At 47.1% G+C, this 21,635-nt stretch carries 21 protein-coding genes; 2 read left to right on the forward strand and 19 right to left on the reverse strand.

What is annotated here, in order from left to right:
• Positions 1-99: 99 nt before the first annotated feature.
• The gene (locus MHI06_RS20780; protein ID WP_340398949.1) at positions 100-1,476 is read right to left on the reverse strand and encodes a class I SAM-dependent rRNA methyltransferase; all 1,377 of its coding nucleotides are present in this window, start codon (positions 1,474-1,476) and stop codon (positions 100-102) included.
• 695 nt (positions 1,477-2,171) lie between these two features.
• Here MHI06_RS20780 and MHI06_RS20785 point away from each other — a divergent pair.
• On the forward strand, positions 2,172-3,173 hold the full coding sequence (locus MHI06_RS20785; RefSeq protein ID WP_340398950.1) for a Na/Pi symporter: 1,002 nt from the start codon (positions 2,172-2,174) through the stop codon (positions 3,171-3,173).
• 57 nt (positions 3,174-3,230) lie between these two features.
• On the opposite strand, the gene MHI06_RS20790 is transcribed toward MHI06_RS20785, so the two are convergent.
• The 18 genes from MHI06_RS20790 to gpr form a co-directional block, all read right to left on the reverse strand.
• Complete coding sequence (locus tag MHI06_RS20790; protein ID WP_340398951.1) at positions 3,231-3,665, reverse strand: NUDIX domain-containing protein; 435 nt, start codon at positions 3,663-3,665, stop codon at positions 3,231-3,233.
• Between the two features lie 106 nt (positions 3,666-3,771).
• Positions 3,772-5,118, reverse strand: coding sequence for a tRNA (N(6)-L-threonylcarbamoyladenosine(37)-C(2))-methylthiotransferase MtaB (mtaB, locus tag MHI06_RS20795; protein WP_340398952.1), 1,347 nt, complete (start codon positions 5,116-5,118; stop codon positions 3,772-3,774).
• Between the two features lie 2 nt (positions 5,119-5,120).
• Positions 5,121-5,885, reverse strand: coding sequence for an RsmE family RNA methyltransferase (locus MHI06_RS20800; protein WP_169481178.1), 765 nt, complete (start codon positions 5,883-5,885; stop codon positions 5,121-5,123).
• Positions 5,886-6,024: 139 nt separating this feature from the next.
• Positions 6,025-6,705: a site-2 protease family protein gene (locus MHI06_RS20805; protein WP_340398953.1), complete on the reverse strand. Its 681-nt coding sequence runs from the start codon at positions 6,703-6,705 to the stop codon at positions 6,025-6,027.
• A gap of 3 nt (positions 6,706-6,708) precedes the next feature.
• Positions 6,709-7,674 (reverse strand): 50S ribosomal protein L11 methyltransferase, encoded by a 966-nt coding sequence (gene prmA, locus MHI06_RS20810; RefSeq protein ID WP_340398954.1) that lies wholly within the window; start codon positions 7,672-7,674, stop codon positions 6,709-6,711.
• 160 nt (positions 7,675-7,834) lie between these two features.
• A complete protein-coding gene (locus MHI06_RS20815) occupies positions 7,835-8,227 on the reverse strand; it encodes a hypothetical protein (RefSeq protein ID WP_169481181.1) in 393 nt (130 codons plus the stop codon).
• Positions 8,220-8,399: a YfhD family protein gene (locus tag MHI06_RS20820; protein ID WP_062835520.1), complete on the reverse strand. Its 180-nt coding sequence runs from the start codon at positions 8,397-8,399 to the stop codon at positions 8,220-8,222. Before MHI06_RS20820 ends, MHI06_RS20815 begins: the two co-directional genes overlap by 8 nt.
• A 28-nt stretch (positions 8,400-8,427) precedes the next feature.
• Entirely contained in the window at positions 8,428-8,796 is a 369-nt protein-coding gene (locus tag MHI06_RS20825; RefSeq protein ID WP_017687219.1) for a hypothetical protein, read from the reverse strand.
• A 243-nt stretch (positions 8,797-9,039) separates the two neighbouring features.
• The gene (dnaJ, locus tag MHI06_RS20830; RefSeq protein WP_062835521.1) at positions 9,040-10,164 is read right to left on the reverse strand and encodes a molecular chaperone DnaJ; all 1,125 of its coding nucleotides are present in this window, start codon (positions 10,162-10,164) and stop codon (positions 9,040-9,042) included.
• A 129-nt stretch (positions 10,165-10,293) separates the two neighbouring features.
• Positions 10,294-12,138: a molecular chaperone DnaK gene (dnaK, locus tag MHI06_RS20835; RefSeq protein ID WP_340398955.1), complete on the reverse strand. Its 1,845-nt coding sequence runs from the start codon at positions 12,136-12,138 to the stop codon at positions 10,294-10,296.
• A gap of 160 nt (positions 12,139-12,298) precedes the next feature.
• Positions 12,299-12,865, reverse strand: a complete 567-nt coding sequence (gene grpE, locus MHI06_RS20840) for a nucleotide exchange factor GrpE (protein WP_340402159.1) — start codon at positions 12,863-12,865, stop codon at positions 12,299-12,301.
• Between the two features lie 41 nt (positions 12,866-12,906).
• Positions 12,907-13,938, reverse strand: coding sequence for a heat-inducible transcriptional repressor HrcA (hrcA, locus tag MHI06_RS20845; protein ID WP_036615092.1), 1,032 nt, complete (start codon positions 13,936-13,938; stop codon positions 12,907-12,909).
• 254 nt (positions 13,939-14,192) lie between these two features.
• Positions 14,193-14,663, reverse strand: coding sequence for an N-acetyltransferase (locus MHI06_RS20850; RefSeq protein ID WP_017687214.1), 471 nt, complete (start codon positions 14,661-14,663; stop codon positions 14,193-14,195).
• 118 nt (positions 14,664-14,781) lie between these two features.
• Complete coding sequence (gene hemW, locus MHI06_RS20855) at positions 14,782-15,966, reverse strand: radical SAM family heme chaperone HemW (RefSeq protein WP_036668565.1); 1,185 nt, start codon at positions 15,964-15,966, stop codon at positions 14,782-14,784.
• A gap of 222 nt (positions 15,967-16,188) precedes the next feature.
• Entirely contained in the window at positions 16,189-18,003 is a 1,815-nt protein-coding gene (lepA, locus tag MHI06_RS20860; protein ID WP_169481185.1) for a translation elongation factor 4, read from the reverse strand.
• Between the two features lie 146 nt (positions 18,004-18,149).
• Complete coding sequence (locus tag MHI06_RS20865; RefSeq protein WP_169481186.1) at positions 18,150-18,506, reverse strand: hypothetical protein; 357 nt, start codon at positions 18,504-18,506, stop codon at positions 18,150-18,152.
• A gap of 54 nt (positions 18,507-18,560) precedes the next feature.
• Positions 18,561-19,856, reverse strand: coding sequence for a stage II sporulation protein P (locus MHI06_RS20870; RefSeq protein WP_340398956.1), 1,296 nt, complete (start codon positions 19,854-19,856; stop codon positions 18,561-18,563).
• Between the two features lie 144 nt (positions 19,857-20,000).
• On the reverse strand, positions 20,001-21,002 hold the full coding sequence (gpr, locus tag MHI06_RS20875) for a GPR endopeptidase (RefSeq protein WP_340398957.1): 1,002 nt from the start codon (positions 21,000-21,002) through the stop codon (positions 20,001-20,003).
• A 175-nt stretch (positions 21,003-21,177) separates the two neighbouring features.
• On the opposite strand from gpr, the gene rpsT reads away from it, so the two are divergent.
• Complete coding sequence (gene rpsT / locus MHI06_RS20880) at positions 21,178-21,450, forward strand: 30S ribosomal protein S20 (protein ID WP_169481189.1); 273 nt, start codon at positions 21,178-21,180, stop codon at positions 21,448-21,450.
• Positions 21,451-21,635: the final 185 nt, after the last annotated feature.

A 21,635-nucleotide genomic window follows, 5' to 3' on the forward strand; every position in this document is an offset into this window, starting at 1 on the left:
ATCATCTCCGTTAACACAGCAAAACAGCAAAAAGCCCGCAGCTATCACACTGTGGACTTTTGACTTGATCTATACTTAATTGAAACGGAAATCATACGATTAATTCTTTTTACTGCGCACTTCGAAAATAGCAAATTTCAGATAATGTCCTTCATCCACGCCCAAAATTTGCGGGTGGTCCTTACCGGCTGCCTTCCAGTCAATTAGACGCAGCACTTTGCCTGCATCTTCTGCTGCATCAGCAATCGTATCCAGGAAGAGGTCTGGACGCATGTGGTACGAACAGCTGGCTGTTACCAAATATCCGCCCTCATTAACCAGTTTCATTCCTTGCAGGTTGATATCTTTATATCCACGGCATGCACCTTTGACTGCTGATTTCGTTTTGGCAAATGCAGGAGGATCAAGGATGACCACATCAAATGTTTTACCGCCAGCTGCCAGCGCTTTGGATGTATCCACTTTCTGTTCGCCTGCACGTGCACGTGCAGTACGTTCATCCAGTCCCTTCACTTGTTCACGCAAGTACTGGAATGCATCAGCAACTACGAATTCGACCCGGTCGGTAAAACCGTTCAACTCCACATTTGTTCGTGCACTCTCAATGGCATGCTCCGAAATATCAAGACAAGTCACTTTTTTAGCTCCATACTTGCAAGCATTCAACGTAAAGCTGCCCGTGTGTGAGAAACACTCCAGTACAGTCGCACCATCCCAATAAGGGAATGTAACTACCTTACCGCTTTTATTCACAGGCAAGAGCTGCTCTGTTCCATCCTGCTCGGTCGTTTGAAGTGTGATTCCACTCTTGTAGCCCCAACCCTTCATAAGCGGTTCGATCGCTGCACGATTCTCACGTTGGTCGAAGAAGTAACCTGTCTTCTGTCCTTCCACGATATCCACTTTAATAAGTAGTCCATTTTCTGTAACTGTGACATGCCGTGGGCACTCTCCGTACAGCCGACCTTTGGTCTGCTCCAAACCTTCCAGTTCACGAATCGAGACATCACTGCGCTCATATATGCCTTCCGGCTGCATTACTTCAATGAGTGCCTGTACAATGGCTTCACGGCAACGATCCATGCCAAGTGTAAGCAACTGTACAACGAGGATGCTACCGAAACGGTCAACGATCAATCCTGGTAGAAAATCTGCTTCGCCGTAAACGAGACGGTATGCCTCTCCATCCTGGATAAAACGTTCCCGGTGACGCAAGCAATCGCGGAAACGCGCTGCAAAAAACGCGGTGTCCATCTGTTCGGACTCCAAGGGTTGATACGCTACAACTCTTACTGTGATTTGAGATGCGGGATTGTAATATCCTGTCGCCAGATAGCGACCTTGATGATTCAATACATTGACCAGATCTCCCGGTTCCGGGTTTCCGTCAACAGAAGCAATTTCATTGTTAAATATCCATGGATGTGCATGTTCAAGCCGCTTTTTGCGACTGCGTTCGAGTGTAACTGATGGCAAGGTAGATCCACTTCTTTCATAGTTAGTTGAAAAGATAGGTTTGGTGCGGCGCGCAGGTGGCGTTCCGGGTTCGAATCGATCTTCCGATCGCTGTTGTCTCCAGATTTTTTTGATTCCCTTTCTTAAAGGGGAAAATCCGGAGACAAAGGCGCACGCTTCGCTTCTTCAGATTCGATTTCGTCCCCTCCACTACGCTTGCACGAATCACCGTATCTTTCGAATTGGGGTGCGGCAGTTAAGAGACGTTTCGGTTACGAATCGATCTTCCGATCGCTGTTGTCTCCAGATTTTTTTGATTCCCTTTTTTAAAGGGAAAATCCGGAGACAAAGGCGCACGCTTCGCTTCTTCAGATTCGATTTCGTCCCCTCCACTACGCTTGCACGAATCACCGTATCTTTCGAATTGGGGTGCAGCAGTTAAGTGACGTTCCGGTTACGAATCGATCTTCCGATCGCTGTTGTCTCCAGATTTTTTGATTCCCTTTCTTAAAGGGAAAATCCGGAGACAAAGGCGCACGCTTCGCTTCTTCAGATTTGATTCGTCCCTCCGCTACGTTTACACGAATCACCGTATCTTTCGAATTGGGGTGGGGGAATTTAGGTCACTTCCCCCTGAATTCCTTTAGGCTTGTCATGGTTGTCTTTTCTTACTCATAGGATGAGTTAAGGAACCGGACGGAAGGAATGATGTTTCTATGTTTAGAGATGTTATATTGCCCTTACTCTATGGGCTTATTATCTTTTTTGGTGGCATGAAGCTGATGGAAACGGCCTTGCAGCGCATGGCTGGACCTATGCTGGCAGGTTGGCTCAATCGCGCTACTTCTGCTCCATGGAAAGGCATGGCTTTCAGTGCGGGTGCAACAGCCCTGTTGCAGAGTAGTACTGCGGTCACCGTACTCACCATTGGACTGGCTAATGCGAGATTGCTTACCTATGGACGCACACTCGGCATCATCCTCGGCACTAACATCGGGACATGTCTGACGACGGAGCTGGTGGGACTGCAGATCGGACGTGCTTCCCTGCCGCTGCTCATCCTGTCGCTGACGGGCTGGGCCATGTTTGTTGTACTTGGTGAACGTAATTTGGCTGCTCCTGAACGCACGCGCCGGACTCTGTTTAACATCCAGTACAGCTTCCTCGCAGCTGCGGGATTTGCACTTGTTATGACAGGCATTCAGGTGATGCAATCCATTGCCTTACCCTTACGGAGCATGGGCGTTTTCCAATGGTTTCTCGACCGCTCGGCCGACAGCTTATGGTGGGGCTTCCTGGCAGGTGCATGTCTTACCGCCCTCATTCACAGCAGCGCTGCTGTCATTAGCATGGCGATTACGCTCGCAGCCACAGGGGTATTGCCTGTGGAGATCGGCATCGCCATTGTGATCGGGTCCAATGTGGGGACCTGCATCACCGCTGTCATTGCTGCCGCGGGCGGAGCATCCGCAGGCAAATTTGTCGCAGCCTCCCATGTTGTATTAAACATTGCGGGAGCGCTGCTGTTTATGCCACTGATCGGCCAGCTGCATGCAGCTTCGGCCTGGCTGTCAGCGGACAACGGAGCACAGATTGCGCATGCCCAGACCCTTTTTAACATCACCAGTTCACTGCTCGCTTTGCCATTCTGTTACTTGCCAATCTGGCACAAAAAACCACCGGTCCACGCCCCCGCGGCGAAGTCACCCGTGGCTTGATGATCTGCCTATCCAGACCCACAGAGCGCGCGGCTAACTGACTCGAACAATAGTGCGTTATACGTTAATGCCTAACTTGTTCAGGGCTACACGCAAGATATCATCGTTATTATCATATCCGCTCTGCTGCTGTAGAGACCATGCTTCTTCCGGAGCATACCAATCCACACCCTTGATTTCTTCAATCTGAGGCTGTAGATCACCACTCTCGGCTTCAACGAGATAATAATGAACTTCCTTGTCCACCGGGCCAAAATCTGCATGTTGGTACGTATAGGCGATGATATCAACTGGCTCCACAATACGGCCCACCATGCCTGTCTCTTCCAGAATCTCACGCAGTGCCGTCTGTTCAATTGTTTCTCCATCTTCCATTTTGCCCTTGGCGAGAGTCGTTTTACCATAACGATCTACGATAAGCTGAATTTGAAGACTTCCGTCTTCCTCTGTTCTATAGACAACTCCGCCTGCTGAAATTTCTTTTTTGTTCATCGTGCTCTCCCCCATCGACTTCAATATCTTATTTTTTGCAAAAGAAGGACCTCATCTCCCGGGTAAGCTCCCCAAGGAAATGAAATCCTTGTTTCTGACGCCTCGATTACATCGCGGCGGACTTAAGATTGTCTTCCAACACACGTACCAGCGTAGCCTGACTTTCGTTGACACCAGCTTCAACCACTTTGACTCGGCACACTTTACCGACCATATCCATCGTTCCCTCAAAGACCAGTTGAATATAGTTGTCGCTATAACCGTGTAGCTTGCCACTTCCCTCGCGGCCTTTGGCTTCACCTTCGGGAATAACATCAAGTACCTGTCCAACAAACTGCTCAGCGTACTCCAGCTGCATCTGCTCGGACAAGTCAATCAGTTCATGCACACGTGCATTTTTGACCTCTTCGTGCACCTGATCTTCCATTCGTGCTGCTGGTGTACCCGTACGCTTGGAATAAGGAAATACGTGCATTTCGGAGAAACCGATTTTCCGCATCAACGCATAGCCATTACGGTACATCTCATCCGTCTCACCCGGAAATCCAACAATAATGTCCGTCGTAATCGCTACATCTGGCATCGCTTCCCGAATGCGAAGCATCTTGTTGTAGAACTCTTCTGTCGTATATTTGCGTCGCATGCGTTTCAATACTGTATCATCACCCGCTTGCAGCGGAATATGGAAGTGACGAACGAGTTTGTCCGAACGTTTGATCACGTCGAGCATGCGGTCATCGATCTGACTCGCTTCAATCGAGCTAATTCGAATACGCTCCAAACCCTCAACTTTATCCAAATCCCACAGCAGATCGGTCAGATCGTAGTTCTCCATGTCATCCCCATACCCACCTGTATGAATACCAGTCAGAACAATCTCCTTGTATCCGGCGTGTACGAGTTGATGCGCTTGTTGAACAATGCTGTTCGCTTCCCGGCTGCGTGAGAGACCACGAGACCACGGAATAATGCAGAACGTACAGAAGTTGTTGCAACCATCCTGAATCTTCAGGAACGCGCGGGTACGGTCAGCAAAATCCGGTACGTCCATTTCTTCAAATACACGGGTTTTCATAATATTACGCACCGCGTTAACCGGTTGACGGGACTCCTGAATTTCATTAACATATGGCAAAATCTTGTCACGGTCCTGTGTACCGATAACCAGATCCACGCCAGGGATGTTCAGAATCTCTGCCGGAGAAGTCTGCGCATAACAGCCTGTAACGGCCACAATGGCCTCTGGGTTGCGCCGAATGGCACGACGAATAATTTGACGGCTCTTTTTGTCGCCGGTATTGGTTACTGTACAAGTATTAATCAAGTATACATCCGCTGTCTGTTCATCAAAGTCCACTTGATCGTATCCTTCGTTTTTGAACAATTGCCAAATCGCCTCTGTATCATAGAAATTAACTTTGCAGCCTAAGGTGTAAAACGCCACGGATGGCACAATTACATTCCTCCCATTTCTCCGGATTCATATAGCACACAAGTTAGTGCTGCCATCCCTGCTGTCTCAGCACGCAAAATGCGTTTGCCCAGTCCAACAGATACAGCACCTGCCTGATCAGCTTCTGCCGTCTCCTTCTCAGAAAATCCACCTTCCGGTCCAACAACGATCAATACTTCTGCACTTGCACCAGGTGCAAGCTGCTCAACAAACGGTTTCAGCGCATCTCTCAGCTGTTTACCGTTTTCTTTCTCATAACAATAACATACCAGGCTATAGCCCTCAAAAGAAGATAACAGCCCTTTCCAAGAGAGTGGCTGCTCGACGGATGGAATGCGATTCCGGTGACTCTGCTCGGCAGCTTCCTTGGCAATTTTCCGCCACCGCTCCAACCGTTTGCCTTCTTTCTTGGCATCATATTGTACAATCGTACGTTCTGATAGGAAGGGTACAAATGATACCGCCCCGATCTCAGTACATCTCTGGATAACGGTCTCCATCTTGTCGCCTTTGGGCAAACTCTGTGCCACGGTTACGCGAATCCGCGCTTCATGGTCCATAACCAAAGGTTCTACAATATTGGCCGTAACTTGGCCAGCTTCAATCGTCTCAATCTCCACGAGTGCTTCTCTGGAGTTTCCGTCACTGACAATCAGTTTATCTCCAGGTTTACCACGCATAACCTTGCCGATATGGCGTGCATCATCACCTGTGATGATCACAGCGTGTTCATTAAACTGTTCTGCAGATACAAAATATCGCTGCATAAGTCAATCCACCCATTCTGTCCTGTTATGACTGGAATTCACCCCGCCTGTTGGCAGGCGTGAATCCAATCGCCACAGATGATCATACAACTTTTACGTGTTTCTGACCAGTATATCCGTTCAAATTGCTGACCGCTCACTAGCGGTATAACTCGATAATCAGACCTACCAGATCCATATACATGTTATTTGCAAATACATATAACGGTTGAATCGTTACAGCCTGCAATGGTGGGATAACTAGAATCAACAGGAAAACAAAGATGGACCATTGTTCAACACCCTGCAGCTTGCGACTGAGGGACGTTGGCAATACATCTTCAAGAATACGATAACCATCCAATGGCGGAAGAGGAATTAGATTAAACATAAATAGGAAAAAGTTCGTTATGCTGAACATAGGTAAAAACGTCATCAGTGCTGTAACCACCCGCTCATTCTCGATGGTGCCCAGTACGCCTGATCCAAACAGACAACCATACACAATGGCACCAATAATGGCGAGCACCAGATTACTCAGAGGACCTACGACAGACACGATAGTCCCCATCAATCTTGGTTTGTCAAAATTCGCACGGTTTACAGGAACCGGACGCGCCCAACCGAAGCCTGCAATAACAAGTAGTAGCACACCGAGCAGATCAAAGTGCACGACCGGATTCAACGTAACTCTTCCTAACAGCTTCGCCGTTGGATCACCAAATTTGTTGGCAAAATACGCATGTGAGAATTCGTGAACTGTAAATGCGATCAGGATGGTCAACAGGAAGAATGGTAACTGATCAATCGGAAGGCGAAAGAACCGATCCAGAAAGTCCATACGTTACCTCTTTCTGGCTTCAAACGCCAGCCAGTCTTCTTCACGGTGGATCGCACTCACTTCAAACCCGGAGGCTACCAGTGCATCATGTACAACCTGCTCTTTGTTCTTCCAAATGCCTGATACAATATAGGTGCCACCCGACTCAAGCGCATTATAGACATCGTCTACGAACAACAAAATGATCTCAGCCAGAATGTTCGCCACGACAACCTTAACTGGCAGTTGCACACCAAGCGCAGGGTCCTGACTCCCAAGGACGGACAACAGATCACTCTCTTTAACCGTAATTTGTTGCTCCAGCCCATTCAGTTCCACATTCTCCCTGGCGCTGATTACTGCAACCGGATCAAGATCCAGCGCCAGTACATGTTTTGCCCCAAGTTTTATAGCTCCGATAGCCAAAATACCCGAACCTGTACCTACGTCAATAACTTCCTCGCCGCCTTGAATAACCGTTTCCAGTGTGCGCAAGCAGAGGGAGGTCGTTGGGTGGGTTCCTGTACCAAAAGCCATGCCTGGATCAAGCTCAATTATTTTCTCATCCGGACTTTCTGGCGTATACTCTTCCCACGTTGGTTTGATCGTCAGACGTTCCGATACACGTACCGGCTTGAAATATTGCTTCCAGGCCGTTGCCCAGTCATCCTCGTCGACTGTACGCGTCTCATAACGAACCTCACCTGTATCAATTCCGAATTCGGAGAGTTCCTCGATTCTCGGATGAACTTCTGACTGTAATTCAGCCATATCTGTACCTTCGGAAAAGTACCCTTTGATGACAGCAAAGCCTTCAGGAATATCATTCAAAGGAACGTCGTATAACTCACCATACGTTGTGTCCCGTTTTTTATTTAAAGTACCGGACTCTTCAATCGAAACCCCTCCAGCACCCGCTTCATGTAAAAAATTCGAAATCATCTCCACAGCTTCTTCTGTGGTATGTATTGTTAGTTCATGCCATAACATACTTGGTTTTTCCTCCTCATTTTTCAAACATCCCAACTATTGTACTACACAAGCGAGCCGGAGCACAAAGCCGACCACTAAAAGAAAAACAAAACAGGATATCCGCAGTCTAACTGCTCGAATATCCTGTCAACTATTCAACCATATCTATTTCATTTACTTAACAAAAACGCCCACCGTTTTGTGTGATCATCTCTGCGGCTTGCGGGAGTGAATCGTTAGATACGGACACGGTCAGCAAAATTTCTTGTTTTAGCCTGTTGGCCGAATCCTCTTTGGGCGTATCATACACCTGACCATTGGATAACATTTCCGTTTCATCACTAATCAGGGCAAGTACATTCAGTTCGCCACTAAACCCTCCGACAACAGCGGTTGGAGAATTATCGGAGCCCGTAACATCGTGTGAGTCCAATGCAGAAGCTTCATTGCCAAGGCTCTCGATACTCAATTGGTTCGGGTGTAACAATTCCAAGGCTCTGCGTGCAGACTCGGCCTCAGTCCAGCTTGTAAATACAGCTTCGAGGGTCACTGCCGAGCGATCTTCAGTCATGAAGCTCCCGTCCCTGACGTCGATCAGCCGCTTCACTGCGGCGTAGTGCTTCTATATCTTCATGATCCGCAGCTTCAGCGCTGAATTCCACGTCCTCATTTTTCGCGGACTGCAATCGTTTCATCTTTTCCGTTTTCGTTAGAATCTTGCCTGGACGTTCATGTTCTGCCATTGTAATGCTCCTCCTTCATATTGGGAAACTAGATCATTCCACCGGCTTGTTCGATTATGGACATAGCGCGGTGATGTACCGATTCATCTACGATGACCGTTAGTAATACATCCCTTCCCGTAGGTCCACCCTGTCCACCATCACTCATGCCGCTTGCAGAAGGGTCCGCCGCAGCCATGATTCCAGCACTGGCATTCGTCTGCATCGAATCGGGCACCCATGATGAAAAACTGCCGGAAACGCCCGGCTTGTAGGAAGCCCCGCTTGGTCCTACACCCGCATATCGGCTGAATCGATTAATCGACAGGTCCTCCACTCGCAATGCCTCCAGTTTTTTGGCTGCCCCTTGAGCTTGCTCCGGGCTATGAAAGTACGCCAAAATATTTTTCTCGGTCATCCGCTTCACCTGCTTCCCTAATTTCTCGCATATCAGCTATGCATATCATTCTCGCCATGCTATCTTTCCGCAAGTTTGCTCAGAATATACCGAAATGCTCCCACAAATTGCTGTCGTGCTTTGTAGCATAAATCCATGGATTTGCGAAAACCACTGAACCACTAAAAAAAGGCGTACAAAAAAAAAGGACACCCCACGGTAAAAACCGCAGTGGTGTCCTTTTGGGATTGCTATATTTTATTCTCAGTCGCCGCGGAAGGCGCGTTTCACTCTGTCAAAGAAGGATTGTTCATGCTCATGTGTTTGCTCTCCATCCAGCGCAGCAATTTGGCGAAGCAGATCTTTCTGCTCGTCATTCAGCTTACTAGGGGTAACTACAACCACTTTCACATGTTGATCCCCTTGCCCCATACCGCGCAGGCGTGGTACACCTTTGCCTTTGAGACGGAAATACGTTCCCGTTTGTGTACCGGCTGGTACTTTCAACTTCACTTTCTCGGTCAACGTCGGGATTTCAACTTCATCTCCCAGAGCTGCCTGAGCAAAGGTAAGTGGGATTTCGCAATAAATATCGTCGCCTTCGCGCTCGAAGAAATCATGTGATTTCACGCGAATGACAATATACAGATCTCCCGCTGGTCCGCCACGCAGACCGCCCTCGCCTTCACCTGTCATACGAAGTTGCGCGCCATCATCTACACCCGCTGGAATGCGGACATGGATTTTGCGTTGCTTGCGAACTTTACCGCTGCCACTGCACGTAGTACATTTTTCTTTGATAATTTGGCCCGAACCGCTACAGTTCGAACATGCACGACGATTAACCATACGACCGAACGGTGTATTTTGCACGACTTCCTGCTGACCGCTACCTTGGCAGACCGAGCAGGTTTCCGGTTTCGTTCCAGGTTTGGCACCTGAGCCATGACAGGTATCACAGCCTTCGGTACGTGGAATCGTAATATCGGTTTCTTTGCCGAATACGGCTTCCTTGAACTCAATCGTCATCGTGTACTGCAGATCATTCCCCCGTTGCGGAGCATTTGGATCACGTCGTCCACCGCCACCACCGCCAAAGAACATGTCGAAGATGTCGCCAAATCCGCCGCCGCCAAAATCACCGCCACCACCGAATCCACCTTGATTCGGATCGACATGACCATATTGATCATACTGCGCACGCTTCTGACCGTCACTCACGACATCATAAGCTTCTTTAACTTCTTTAAATTTAGCTTCCGCATCAGCAGCCTTGTTTACGTCAGGGTGATACTGACGGGCAAGCTTACGGTAAGCCTTTTTAATCTCATCGTCGTTAGCCGTTTTACTAACGCCAAGCACCTCATAATAATCACGCTTTTCAGCCACTCTTCCACCCCCATATCATTCACCATATCGCACATCGTGACAAAAGGAAAGCCAAAGCACGGGAGCCCCGGCTATGACTTTCCCTCTAATTCGAACGTCACCGATGATTAATTCGCGTAGAACTACGAATTAGTTTTGTTTTTTATCTTCGTCCACAACTTCGTAATCAGCGTCTACGACGTTATCACGTTTTGCAGAACCTTGTTGCTCTTCAGTACCTTGTGCTTCTTGCTCTTGCGCCTGTGCTTGCTCATACAGTTTCACAGACAGTTGTTGAACGATCTCTGTCAGTTCTTCTGTAGCAGCTTTGATATCCTCCAGGTTGTCGGAAGCCAGAACGCCTTGCAGTTTTTCTTTGGCAGCATTCGCTTTTTCAACTTCGCCAGCGTCTGCTTTTTCGCCAAGATCTTTGATCGTTTTGTCAACAGAGTAGATCAGTTGATCTGCACTGTTTTTCGTTTCAACGAGTTCTCTGCGTTTTTTATCTTCTTCAGCGTGCAGCTCAGCATCTTTCATCATTTGCTCAACTTCAGCATCGCTCAAACCGCTGGAAGAAGTGATTGTGATTTTTTGAGTTTTGTTTGTACCTTTATCTGTTGCAGATACGTTAACGATACCGTTGGCATCAATATCGAAGCTAACTTCGATCTGTGGAACGCCACGTGGAGCTGGCGGAATATCACCCAACATGAAACGTCCAAGTGATTTGTTACCCGCTGCCATCTCACGCTCACCTTGCAGAACATGAATCTCAACGCTTGGTTGATTGTCTGCATATGTGGAGAACACTTGAGATTTGCTTGTAGGGATCGTTGTGTTACGCTCGATCATTTTCGTGAATACGCCACCCGCTGTTTCGATACCCAGGGACAATGGAGTTACGTCGAGCAATACAACGTCTTTCACATCACCAGTCAGTACGCCCGCTTGTACAGCAGCACCCAAAGCTACAACTTCATCCGGGTTAACGCCTTTGTGAGGGTCTTTACCAGTCAGTTTTTTGATCGCTTCTTGTACTGCAGGAATCCGTGTAGAACCACCAACCAATACGATCTTGTCGATATCGTTAGCTGTCATACCCGCATCGCTCAATGCACGACGAGTTGGTTCAAGCGTACGCTCAACCAGACCTTCAGAGATTTCTTCAAATTTCGCACGGCTCAGGTTCAACTCCAAATGCTGAGGAACGCCATCAGCAACCGTGATGAACGGCAACGAGATCGTTGTAGTCAATACGCCGGAAAGTTCTTTTTTCGCTTTTTCCGCTGCATCTTTCAAACGTTGAACCGCTGCTTTATCTTTGCTCAAGTCAATGCCTTGATCTTTTTTGAATTCACTTACGAGGTAATCGATGATCACTTGGTCAAAGTCATCGCCGCCCAATTGGTTGTCCCCGCTAGTTGCTTTAACTTCGAAGAAGCCATCACCCAGTTCAAGAATGGATACGTCGAACGTACCGCCACCCAAGTCATATACGAGGATCGTTTGGTCTTCGGATTTCTCCATACCGTATGCCAAAGCTGCTGCTGTTGGCTCGTTGACGATACGCAAAACTTCCAAACCTGCAATTTTACCCGCATCTTTAGTCGCTTGACGCTGACTGTCATTGAAGTAAGCTGGTACAGTGATAACTGCTTGAGTTACCGTTTGACCCAGATAAGCTTCAGCATCGGATTTCAATTTTTGCAGGATGATTGCAGAGATCTCTTGTGCAGAGTAGTCTTTGCTATCGATTGTTTCCTTGTGGGAAGTACCCATGTGACGTTTGATCGACATGATGGTACGATCCGGATTCGTGATGGCTTGACGTTTTGCTGTTTCACCGACAACGCGCTCTCCATCTTTTTTGAAACCTACTACGGATGGAGTTGTACGTGCGCCCTCCGGATTTGGAATTACGACAGCCTCGCCGCCTTCCATTACTGCTACGCATGAGTTTGTTGTTCCTAAGTCAATACCGATTACTTTGCTCATCCGAAAATTTCCTCCCTCAATAATTTAAAATGAATGGGTCTGATATGACCCTTATTAGATGTTCATGTTGCTAATCGTGCTCTATGTGTACAAACTTTTATATTAAACTTCGCCCACATTGTTCAACCAAGGAGCCGACTCATTCTTTCCAATACGGAAATTATGAGCTGACTTTAACCATAGCTGGACGAAGCACTTTATCTTTCAGCATGTAGCCTCTTTGGACTTCCTCAACAACGATACCTTCTTCATATTCGTCGCTCTCCACTTGCATAATTGCTTGGTGGAATTCAGGATTGAACGGTTGTCCTACCGATTCCATTGCTGTCAGTCCTTCATTCGTCATCACAGTTTCCAATTGACGGAAAATCATTTGGATGCCTTTGGAGAAAGATTCGGACTCTGTTCCTTCCGGTACAGTAGCCATGGCGCGCTCGAAGTTATCAATAACCGGTACCAGTTCGGTGACCAGCTTCATCGAAGCGTATTTAGCCAATTCCTCTTTTTCCTTCTGTGTACGACGACGGAAGTTGTCAAAATCAGCTTGTGCACGGACATAACGCTGCTGTTGCTCCTCAGCTTCTGCCTTCAGACGTGCAAGCTCATCCTGCTCCTGATCAGCGATCTCTTCAGCTTGCGCTTCTGCAGCGCCAGCTTCATTGACAGGCTCCTGCTCAGCTGCTGTTACCTCTTGTTCTTCTGTAAATGATTGCTCCTCTTTCAAGATGTTCACCTCCTTATACGAATGAAATGGTTCATTCCCGTCTCTTATTTGAAACGATGCGTCAGCATCGCCGTCAAATCACGGGATAGTGTATTTAAAATATGAATGACACGTGCGTAATCCATCCGTGTGGGTCCCAGAATACCGATGGAACCCAAAGCCTCACCGTCCAATGAATAGGAGGCTGTAATCAGGCTGCAGTTAGCAAAGGCTTCATGATCATTCTCGGTGCCTATTCGCACCTGAATACCAGATCCACCCGGCACGGGCATCATCAATTTCATGAGTGTTGGTGTCTCTTCCAGCAGGTCAAGAATATCTTTTACCTTTTCGATATCTTTAAACTCCGGTTGAGTCAACATGTTGGTGGCACCACTGAGGAACAGACGATTATCATGTTCATTGTCAAAGGCACTATTCAGCACCTGCATAACTTCCTCATAACGTGTAATATGCCGTTCCATCTCTTGCCCAAGTTCGGTATAGAGACGGGATTTCAATTTGTAAATTGGCACGCCCACAAGCTTGGTATTTAACAGGCGAACCACATTCTCCATCTCGGCTACCGAGATTTCTGGTGGAATCTGGACCGTCTTATTCTCTACCTGACCTGTGTTGGTCACGATGATTGCTACAGCTTCACTCTCGTTCAGCGGAAGCAACTGGAAGTGACGAAGGGACGTATGGAATACTTCCGGTCCAAGCAGGATCGAAGTATAATTCGTCATATGTGACAAAATATTGGATGCATGCTGAATAACTTGTTCCATGACGTTCAGCTTTTCGGCGAAGAACGACTTCAGATCATCCAACTCTTGAGGCTCCACCTGATTCCAGGGAACCAAATGATCGACATAATATCGATAGCCTTTATGGGATGGAATACGTCCTGCCGATGTGTGCGGTTGTTCCAAGAAACCCATATCTTCAAGGTCCGCCATTTCATTACGGATCGTCGCCGGACTGTATCCAACATCTCCCCTTTTGGAAATGCTCCGGGACCCTACGGGCTCAGCTGAACGGATATAGTCATCCACTATAGCGTTCAGAATCATTCGTTGACGCTCTGTTAACATGGTGAGTATTCCCTCCTTCTGACTGTACTGTCCCATGTCGTTAGCACTCCGGTTAGATGAGTGCTAAGCGGTAATACAAAAATACCAAACTGACGTGAACATTGTCAAGTGAGTTTGATGAGTGGGCTCATCTATTTATAGTATAGACCAATGTCGGCGAGTACTAACAACTTTATTGAACATCCTTTGAAGTAAAAAGGACTGCATGTAGGGCAGAGGTTGACTCGGCTCGATCCATGCAGTCCATTCAGTTGTTAGGCCGAAACGTTAAGCTCTTTTAATACCGCGATCTCATCACAACAATCCTGCTTGCTGCAATGAACACAGTCGGTCCATACTTTCTCGGGGAAAATCTCTTTCTCCACCACGGCAAAGCCGTTTTTGAGGAAAAAGGATACTTCATAGGTCAACGCCATAACCTTAGGAATTTGTTGTTTCTCGGCTTCTTCTACCAGTCTGTCCAGCAATCGGGAGCCAATACCGAGCCCTTTATGCCCTTCCGAGATACCGAGTGATCTGACTTCCACCAAATCATTCCCCAAACGACAAAGCGACCCGCAACCCACCACTTCACCATCGACTTCGGCTACAACAAAGTGCTCCAGCTGTCGGTGCAGTATTTCCCGTGATCGCGGAAGCATGATCCCACGCTCTGCATAGCCCTTAATCATTTCATACAGTGGTTCAACATCTTCCGGCACGGCTTTTCTGCATATTACCGACATCCTGCTCTCCTCCTATTACCAAGCTTTCCAGAGGAAAGCTGACTTCGTAGTTGTTAAAATAACACGCTCTGTAAAATCAATATGAATAAATATACAACATAGCGTATAGAATTTCAAGCTACGAATTCAGCGATATGGACCCGATAAACTCCGCAAAAACGTCATTTCCGAACAGGATACCCTGCTCGCTCAGTCGGAAGCCGTCTGCCGTGCGCTCAAGCAATCCTGCGTTAAGCATTTTGCCCAAAGGCTTCGCAAACACTTCTTCCATGGACTCTCCGAACTGTTCGCTAAACCGTGAGGCCGAAGCTCCCTCCAACATTCTCAGTCCAACCATCAGATAATCTTCCATGGCCTCCGGCCGAGCGATCTCGAAATGATCCAGACGAGGCAGTCCTGCTCGCGAAGCTTCAACATAAGGATTTATACCTTTAATATTCATATGCCGTTCGCGGCCTACATATCCATGTGCACCTGCACCCAGACCATAGTAGTCCTCATTACGCCAGTAGGTAATATTGTGACGACTCTCGAAGCCTGGCTTGGCAAAGTTACTGATCTCGTATTGTCCATAGCCCGCTTCTTTCATACGTCTCATTAATAGAAGATACATCTCGAGCTCGTCATCTTCATGAGGAAGAGGTAACTGGTTCTTCTGATACAGTGTATGGAAAAGCGTATTCTCTTCTACTTTCAGGCTGTAGATGGAGTAATGCGGCAGATCCAGTTCCAGCGCTTTGTCGATGCTCTCATTCAACATTTCAACGGTCTGATTCGGCAACCCGAACATCAGGTCAATGGACAGGTTATTCAAGCCTGCTTTGCGAGCATTCTCCAGACTACGATATACATCATCCGTATTATGAATACGACCAATGCCTGTCAGCAGATCATTCTGGAAAGCCTGCACGCCAAAACTGACGCGATTGACGCCGCCTTCTTTCATGGCAGCGAGCTTCTCCGCATCCGTTGTTCCCGGGTTGGCTTCCATCGAAAATTCAATGTCGTCCGCCCAATTTGGGAAATACGTCTTCACGGAACGAAGAAACACTGCCATCTCATCTGGTTTCAGAGCTGTTGGCGTACCGCCACCTACAAATATGGTCTTGATCTCACCCGGTGGATTGGCCTTAACTGTATGTTCCATCTCCCGTTCCAGCGCTTCGAGATATTGCATCACGGGCTGATCTTTCAGAACGTAGGAGTTAAAGTCGCAATAAAAACATTTATTCGTGCAAAAGGGAATGTGAAGATACACCGCTTGGGGCGCACCTGTCTTCCGGCTGTGTGCTGCCAATGTCATGGCAAGTCCCCCTCTATTTGAAAAAAGGAAAGCCATCCGGCTTCCCTTTCAGCTTAGTTATTTAATATTCTGTGTTGTAACCATGTTTGCAAGCAAACGTCCTACAATTCAATTTCGATACACACATTCTGTGATGTACCCGAGACAAACTTTCGTTTATCCTTTCATACACAAATTATTGATGTACCAAAAGGATTCACGTGACGTTTGCAAGCAAACGTCCTAGTCATCAATTTTCAGTACCGCCATGAATGCCTCTTGTGGCACCTCGACGTTACCAACCTGCTTCATCCGCTTCTTACCTTCTTTCTGCTTCTCAAGCAGTTTCCGTTTCCGCGAGATGTCACCACCATAACACTTGGCAAGTACGTTTTTACGCATTGCTTTTACCGTTTCACGAGCAACAACCTTGGTACCCACAGATGCCTGAATCGGCACCTCGAACATTTGCCGTGGAATCAGCTCTCGCAACTTCTCACAGATAATGCGTCCGCGGTTATACGCACGGTCACGGTGAACGATAAAGGACAAGGCATCGACTTGTTCGCCATTGAGCACGATGTCCATTTTTGCCAGATTGGACTGACGATAACCAGACAGCTCATAGTCCAGGGATGCATATCCTTTGGTACTGGATTTCAACTGGTCGAAGAAGTCATATACAATCTCAGACAACGGGATCTGATAAGTAATGGTAACCCGGGTTGTGTCCAAATATTCCATATTCACATATTCGCCGCGTTTATTCTGACACAGCTCCATAATGGTACCTACATAATCATTCGGTACGATAATGTTTGCCTTAACGTATGGTTCCTCGACATAATCAATCCGTCCTACTTCAGGATAGTTGGATGGGTTGTCAATTTTCATCACATCACCGTTCGTCAAGGTAACGTGATAGATTACACTTGGTGCAGTCGTGATCAACGGAATGTTGAATTCACGCTCAATACGCTCCTGGATAACGTCCATATGAAGCAGTCCAAGGAATCCGCAACGGAATCCAAAACCGAGTGCACTGGATGTTTCCGGCTCAAAGCTGAGCGAAGCATCGTTTAATTGCAATTTCTCCAACGCTTCACGCAAATCAACATAGTCCGATGTTTCGATCGGATAGAGACCGCAGTATACCATTGGATTAATTTTGCGATAACCCGGCAAAGGTTCAGGTGTTGGATTTTTGGCGTCAGTCACCGTATCTCCGACTTGTGTATCGCCTACATGCCGAATACCAGCAACGATAAATCCAACATCACCCACGTTCAGTTCGTCCACGATGGACATGCGAGGTTTGAACGCTCCAACTTCAATGACTTCAAATGTTTTACCTGTTGCCATCATTTTGATTTTGGAACCGGATTTGATTTTACCGTCAACAACACGTACATATACGATTACACCTTTGTACGGGTCATAATGCGAGTCGAAAATCAGCGCTTTCAGCGGTTGATCCGGGTCGCCAGTCGGTGCTGGTACACTTTGCACCACTTGCTCCAGAATCTCTTTGATTCCAATACCTGCCTTGGCCGAAGCTAGAACAGCGTTGCTCGTATCCAAACCAATAACATCTTCTACTTCCTGCTTCACCCGATCAGGATCAGCGCTTGGAAGGTCAATTTTGTTGATAACCGGTAAAATTTCAAGATTATTGTCCAATGCCAGATACACGTTGGCGAGTGTCTGGGCTTCAATTCCCTGAGCCGCATCCACAACGAGTAGAGCGCCTTCACATGCTGCAAGGCTCCGTGATACTTCATACGTGAAGTCTACGTGTCCAGGTGTATCGATCAGATTCAATAGATACTCTTCACCGTCATCCGCTTTGTAAGTCAAGGCTACTGCTTGTAGCTTGATCGTAATTCCACGTTCACGTTCGAGATCCATCTGATCCAGTACTTGTTCTTGCATTTCTCGTGTTGTCAGCGCACCTGTGTACTCCAAGATCCGGTCCGCAAGTGTTGATTTGCCGTGATCTATATGTGCAATAATAGAAAAGTTACGAATTTTACGTTGTCTTGCCCGAATATCAGTCATTCCTTACCCCCAGAAACAGCCTAGTGTCAATCACTTCATTATAACAGTTGATGCAGAGTGCATCAATCCCGTGATGTCTTAACTTTATAATAAAGTGTGATTATCAAACTCCCAGAGGTTATATTGTACCTTTAAATCATGGTATTTTATTCAGCAACTCCGCTAAAAAGAGAGACCACCCACTTGATTCCACTATGAGAGAGATTTTGCAATAGTCCAGCTGTTTTGTCTGCCAACACATCAACCGGAGCTTTACTCTGATCTGCCCCAAGCACTTGGCTTGGTGACTGAACAGGTACAAATGTTTCTTTGACTTCCTTTTGGACAGGAGCAGTAGGAACAGATTCGGTAACTGATGAAGTTGGCTCTGTTGTCACAGCGGTTGACGTGCCGCCTGATGGATTACCCATATGAAAGTTGCTGCCGGCCAGCTGCATTCCAAACAGAACACCCAGCAACATTAATACAGCGATGGATAACAGTCTTTTACCGAATCTGGACATATTCTTTGCCTCCTGTCACTCTCTACTATTTTCATCTTCATACATATATAGTCCCTATCCACCCTGTGACGAGGTTTTTACACTGGCTTTGTCTACCTTCTGATCTTCCCAGTACACTTGCGCAATCATATCAGCGAGAATTTTGGATGTCCGTTGTAGTTCAGCCCCAGTATTATCAATCCCACCAATCTCAATCAAAATGCTGTTGGGTGAAAGGGTTTGGTTATACTCTCCGTTGTTGGCTCCTCCGCCGTCCTTGCCCCAGACACCACGGGATACCCCAGGATACTTAGCTTCCAGTTTCTTATGAATTTTCGCTGCAAAAGCTTCATTCTGCTGCCAATTCGGATTTTCATGTCCAATGATGAAATACACTTTGGCGTAGCCCAAGTCATTAATAGTAGTCGTTGTTTTGCCATGACGCTGTGAATCACGATGAATGTCTATGAGATACGTCAGGTCGTCATTTTGAGCGAGTGCCGCTTTTACCGTTTGACGGGAGTATTTATAGGAATAGTTCCAGTTATAGTCCTTTACTTTGGTAGGATAATCATCTTTGGCGTGCTCTACGCCGATTCCCAGCTTCTCCAAACTGTCTGAGAGGTAGGTTCCCACTTGAAATACATTGCCTGTTGATTTGCCTGATGATGGATTGTCACTCTTCGTACCTAGTAGCGGATTGTAGCCTTCCCTTGGATGAGAATGATAGATGAGAACTGATTTTTTGCCTGTTGTCGGTGAGCCGCTATTGTCTTTCTCGCCATCCTTCGCTGGGGGGTCTCCTTTAACTTCTCCATCTCCAGGCTCGCTCGAATCAGGTGGATCCGTGTTGTCCTGACCTGGTGGAACATGCAGCTCACTACCGGGTTTTCCTCCACCCGCTGACGTCGTATCCGTAAGACCAGGACCGGGCTGATAATCTTCGGGAGCTTCGGCTTTTTCATTACCTGAGCCAGGTCGGAGCAGTACAGGTTGGTTGGAACCCATGCCCGGCATTTCTCTCGCAATCAGGCTCTTGGGATCTTGAGGGTTAACATTCGTCAGCAATTGGAAAATAAAAGAGGTGAGATTCTCACCGGATATGGCAGAGGTCTGTTCTTTCTGGGTGAGATGAGGCATCTCCATACCCAGCATATCGACGAAAAAGCGACTTGATACAGCGCTCGCAAATCCTTTCATGGAAGAAACGGGTGAATTATTCAAGCGCTTCTCTGCCATGCCTCCCAGACCAAGTACGACAAAAAACAAGGCAGATATGATCATAAGCAACAACAACGTACGGCCCATGGCCAGCACGTGCAGACATCTTTTTTTCCACTTCCCAATATTCCAGGCCAATATCTTGTTCATTCTGCTGTCTCCTTCCCTGCTGGACAACTCTTATACTTCAACTCTATGAGCCGGCCCAATTTGATAGAACAGGAAAATGAAAGATTCCATGAACAAAAAAAGAAAGTCCGATAGATTCGGACCTTCTTCTCAGCAGTTTAAGTTTTAGTGTGTATAGGCGGCTACGTTATCCGGATTCACTGCATCATGGAGTGCGGCGTTAAGTCCTGTAGCGATAACATTGGCAATTCCCTCAATAAACTCATCAATTTCTTTGGGAGTAACAATGAGGTCATGACCCAGTGGCTCCAGTACCTCTTTCACCAGACTCAAGCGATCTTGCTCACCGATGTCGTCCAGCATGCCCATGATCTGTTTCGTCTGATCCGTTTCCTGGCGGAAGTGTGAGCGCATCATCTCAATGACATTGTTCACAATGGTAGACGCATAACATACGGTTGGTACTCCGATGGCAATGCAGGGAACCCCCAATATTTCACGGGTCAAACCACGCCGTTTGTTCCCAATGCCGGAACCAGGATGGATACCAATATCCGCGACCTGAATCGTTGTATTTACACGTTCCAAGGACCGGGAGGCCAGCGCATCAATCGCAATAATGGCATCCGGCTTGGTCCGGTCTACAATCCCCTGTACGATGTCACTGGATTCAATGCCCGTTGTACCTAAAACCCCTGGAGCAATCGCACTGACTTCCCGATACCCTGGCGCAACCTGATCTGGCACCAATTCGAAATACTGACGGGTCACCATCAGATTTTCCACAACAAGTGGACCGAGTGAATCCGGGGTGACATTTAAGTTACCCAAGCCAACAATCAAGACCTTGGATGTTTTGTTGATCCCAGCCTTAATCATAAAATTTTCCATCTCACGTGTGAACTCGGCGGCAACACGCTCCTGTAACTCCGTATCACCATTCCGTAGTGACGGCACCTCCAAAGTGACATAGTGGCCCTTCACTCGACCAATGGCTTTGGCCGCTTCATCATTAAGTACATCAATACGTGTGATTGTAATACCCTCTTTTTTCTCCACATCTTCCCGTAGTCCGGGAATGGTCTGTTTCTGTCCACCTTGTGCCATTTCCTTGGAGTCGATTGCCAAATCGGTACGAACTGTATAGTTTTGCAAATCCAGTGTCATTCTGTCCCTGCCTCCCTTACCGCATTTGAGCATATTGTGTGGGAAAAAGAGTTTCTTTATGCAGCATGTCGAACATCGAAGGAATATCTGTTGCATTTTACATGCTAGCGTGATAGAATATTTTAAGTTGTGAAACGTTTGTATTCATGCAAATGCCTTACAGGAGGTGAATGTAATGCCAAACATCAAATCCGCTGTTAAACGCGTAAAAACGAGCGACAAGCGCCGCGCACTCAACGCTTCCCAGAAGTCTGCACTCCGTACAGCTGTTAAAGCTGCTGATGCTGCTCTGGTAAGTAACGAAGTTGATACTGCAAAATCTGCGATTCAAGCTGCTTCCAAAAAGCTGGACAAGGCTGTAACTAAAGGTCTGGTTCATAAAAATGCTGCAGCACGCAAAAAGTCTCGCTTGGCGAAAAAACTGAACGCTCTTTCCGCACAAGCGTAAGAAGCGTTACTTATACGATCCAATGGAAAAATCCTGAACAGCATAGGCTTTCAGGATTTTTTAGTATCTGATTCGATAAGTATAAGACACAGACAAAAGCGACCTTTATTCCGATGATCTAACCATCATGGAGCAAAGGTCGCTTTGTTTTTTATCATACTATTATTCTATCAGGTTTACGTGTT

The organism is Paenibacillus sp. FSL H8-0079, from assembly GCF_037991315.1.
Taxonomy (GTDB): domain Bacteria; phylum Bacillota; class Bacilli; order Paenibacillales; family Paenibacillaceae; genus Paenibacillus.

Excerpts from the sequence above, each read along its gene's own strand:
- MHI06_RS20870 (WP_340398956.1), bottom strand. The coding sequence starts at position 19,856 with ATGAACAAGATATTGGCCTGGAATATTGGGAAGTGGAAAAAAAGATGT.
- hrcA (WP_036615092.1), bottom strand. The coding sequence starts at position 13,938 with ATGTTAACAGAGCGTCAACGAATGATTCTGAACGCTATAGTGGATGAC.
- rpsT (WP_169481189.1), top strand. The coding sequence starts at position 21,178 with ATGCCAAACATCAAATCCGCTGTTAAACGCGTAAAAACGAGCGACAAG.
- MHI06_RS20805 (WP_340398953.1), bottom strand. The coding sequence starts at position 6,705 with ATGGACTTTCTGGATCGGTTCTTTCGCCTTCCGATTGATCAGTTACCA.
- dnaK (WP_340398955.1), bottom strand. The coding sequence starts at position 12,138 with ATGAGCAAAGTAATCGGTATTGACTTAGGAACAACAAACTCATGCGTA.
- MHI06_RS20820 (WP_062835520.1), bottom strand. The coding sequence starts at position 8,399 with ATGGCAGAACATGAACGTCCAGGCAAGATTCTAACGAAAACGGAAAAG.
- lepA (WP_169481185.1), bottom strand. The coding sequence starts at position 18,003 with ATGACTGATATTCGGGCAAGACAACGTAAAATTCGTAACTTTTCTATT.
- gpr (WP_340398957.1), bottom strand. The coding sequence starts at position 21,002 with ATGACACTGGATTTGCAAAACTATACAGTTCGTACCGATTTGGCAATC.
- MHI06_RS20790 (WP_340398951.1), bottom strand. The coding sequence starts at position 3,665 with ATGAACAAAAAAGAAATTTCAGCAGGCGGAGTTGTCTATAGAACAGAG.
- MHI06_RS20865 (WP_169481186.1), bottom strand. The coding sequence starts at position 18,506 with ATGTCCAGATTCGGTAAAAGACTGTTATCCATCGCTGTATTAATGTTG.
- MHI06_RS20785 (WP_340398950.1), top strand. The coding sequence starts at position 2,172 with ATGTTTAGAGATGTTATATTGCCCTTACTCTATGGGCTTATTATCTTT.
- MHI06_RS20815 (WP_169481181.1), bottom strand. The coding sequence starts at position 8,227 with ATGACTGAAGATCGCTCGGCAGTGACCCTCGAAGCTGTATTTACAAGC.
- hemW (WP_036668565.1), bottom strand. The coding sequence starts at position 15,966 with ATGACATTGGCAGCACACAGCCGGAAGACAGGTGCGCCCCAAGCGGTG.
- MHI06_RS20825 (WP_017687219.1), bottom strand. The coding sequence starts at position 8,796 with ATGACCGAGAAAAATATTTTGGCGTACTTTCATAGCCCGGAGCAAGCT.
- prmA (WP_340398954.1), bottom strand. The coding sequence starts at position 7,674 with ATGTTATGGCATGAACTAACAATACATACCACAGAAGAAGCTGTGGAG.
- MHI06_RS20850 (WP_017687214.1), bottom strand. The coding sequence starts at position 14,663 with ATGTCGGTAATATGCAGAAAAGCCGTGCCGGAAGATGTTGAACCACTG.
- MHI06_RS20800 (WP_169481178.1), bottom strand. The coding sequence starts at position 5,885 with ATGCAGCGATATTTTGTATCTGCAGAACAGTTTAATGAACACGCTGTG.